The sequence below is a fragment of the Rhizobium sp. PDO1-076 genome (assembly GCF_000247475.1).
In the GTDB taxonomy this organism is placed as follows: Bacteria; Pseudomonadota; Alphaproteobacteria; order Rhizobiales; family Rhizobiaceae; genus Allorhizobium.
In genome coordinates this window covers 1-2,290 of the sequence record NZ_AHZC01000219.1, presented here as the reverse complement: position 1 = coordinate 2,290, position 2,290 = coordinate 1, and the positions used below count along the sequence as shown (strand labels likewise).

The window sequence follows — 2,290 nt, the reverse complement described above, 5'->3', positions numbered from 1 at the left end:
GAGTGGATCACGGTCTGTCAGGAACCTTCATCACACATCGAATTCCACATTCCGTTACGTTTACGATGCCCGATTAATCAGCATTTCCCGTGGTTTCCTGCGCACAAGTCTCATTAAACAAACGATGTCGTCGCCTCGTACCAATTGAGGGGATATTGGCGGGCATATCACCTTCTGCGAGAATCTTCACAAGGGCTACAATCCGTCGACGTATGGTCTCGTTCGAGATCTTGCCAAAAGCGCGATTGAGCGCGCACCCTTGCCTAGATGCAAGAAACAGCTCAAGCGCAGGAGAGTTGTCAGATGCCCGGTTTTCTGGATCGGAAACAGACTCAGCGGTACCTTTAAAGAAGTGATCCACCGAAACGCCAAGAATATCGGAAATAGCCTGCAAACGTGAAGCACCGATCCGGTTGGTACCTTTCTCATATTTCTGCACTTGCTGGAATGTAATACCCAGCTCATCAGCCAGAGCCGACTGACTGACACCCAGATATTTGCGCCGGAGTTTAATCTGATGACCAACATGAACGTCGATTGGATTAATAGTTTTCATGGACAAGTACTTCTACTTCCGAACACCGATTTTTAACGAAATCCACCGGACGGACCGGCCCAGTGTTTCGCGGCGAAACATGCAATCACCTGTTAATTCACATCGGCCGATGTTCACACCAAAACAGTCCACCATCGGCCTATCCACTGTTATTTTTATATAGCACTCCTAATCGGTCGTGTTTCTGCTGGTCTTTTCGCCATCGTCGTTTCTCCTTGTGGCTACGATAACATATTGCGCTGTTCTCTTCGACACGCTGCCGCTCACTGCGTTCGAGTTCCGGTGCGCCGTGCACTCCTCCGCGCTCGTCGACGGGGTGTTCCGGCTGCACATTGGCAGCGCCCGAACCGTCGTGGCGCAATTTACCATCGGACTGACGGAGCATCGTCACAGGCATTCGAGCGCGGTCCGGCCATCGTGTGATCGGCACGGCCGCAGGCAAGATATCGTGCGTTCCGTCGTTCCTGGTCTGCATCGGTCCTCATCCGCCGGAGCGGAGCTCGCGTGTTCAGTCTTCGACCGCCATCGTGCGGTCGCAGGGTTGTTCGGTTGTCGGTGATGGGTTCATGCGTGCGCTCCCAGAAGGCGGCGATCCTTGACGTGAGCGCGTGCCGCCATGTCGGCCTCACTGGCCATGTGGTCGCCGACATAGAAGGTTCCGTCGCTCCACATGGCGTGCATGATCACTGCCAGCTTGCGCGCCACCGCGACCACAGCCTTGCGGTGGCAGGAGCGTTTGGCGAGTTGCTGGCCCCAGGTCTTGACCTTGTCCTTGCCCTTGAAGCGCGTCATCAGCCCCGACGCCGCCTCGTAGAGCGCACGCCGCACATCCGCGTCGCCGGCCTTGGAGATGCGGCCCTGGACGTCGATCGACGTGCCGGACTGCCATCGTCGTGACGTCAGCCCGAAGTAGGCCGCGACGTCGCGCGAACGGCGGAACCGCGTCGGATCGTCGATCGCCGTCATGAAGCTGAGCGCCGTCACAGGCCCGACGCCGGGGATCGCCAGAAAGCGCCGGCACAGCTCGCTTTGCGCCACCATCTTCACAACCAGATCATGCAGCCGACAATATTCCTTCCACAGCGCCGCGCGCGCCGTCAGCATGGCGTCCATCAGTTCGCTGGACAGCGCATCGTCCGCCACCGCCTCGCGCACAGCCTGGTCGAACTTGCCGCGTCCCGTGCCACCGAGCTTGATCCCGAAACTTTTGAGCGAATGGCGGATAGCGTTCTCCAGATCGAGGAACTTTCGCTTCAGATTGCGCCGGTGTGTCAGCAACAGCCGCATCCGGTAGCAGCCCTCCGTCTTCACATGCGCGGCGCGGAACCAGCCGGTGCGCATGATGTGGGCAATCCCGAGTGCGTCCTTCTCGTCGGTCTTGTTGCGCTGCGCCGACATCGCCGCGCGTACATGCTGCGTCTCCAGGCAGATCACCGGCAAGCCGAGCTTTTTCAGCTCCGGATGCAGCCAAGGCGACAGCGAACCCGCCTCATGGCCGACGCGACGCAGCCGTGTCGCGAACGGTTTCAGCACCGCAAACACCGCCTCCGGCTCGCTCGCCACCTTGACCGTCAGATGCACCTCGCCGCGATCATCGACGACGCACACCGCCGTCTCCTCGATCGCGACATCCAGTCCGCAAAAGTATTCCATCATCCGCCTCCTGCGTGGTTTGACGGCAGGCAATGTATCAGCGCCAGGCGCCGCGGGTGCGGCTTGCCGATTACGGGCGGC

2 protein-coding genes are annotated in these 2,290 nt (G+C 59.2%); both read right to left on the bottom strand.

What is annotated here, in order from left to right:
- Positions 1-73: 73 nt before the first annotated feature.
- Positions 74-562 (bottom strand): helix-turn-helix domain-containing protein, encoded by a 489-nt coding sequence (locus PDO_RS12775; RefSeq protein WP_458574652.1) that lies wholly within the window; start codon positions 560-562, stop codon positions 74-76.
- A 558-nt stretch (positions 563-1,120) separates the two neighbouring features.
- The gene (locus tag PDO_RS12770) at positions 1,121-2,209 is read right to left on the bottom strand and encodes an IS110 family RNA-guided transposase (protein ID WP_007602195.1); all 1,089 of its coding nucleotides are present in this window, start codon (positions 2,207-2,209) and stop codon (positions 1,121-1,123) included.
- Positions 2,210-2,290: the final 81 nt, after the last annotated feature.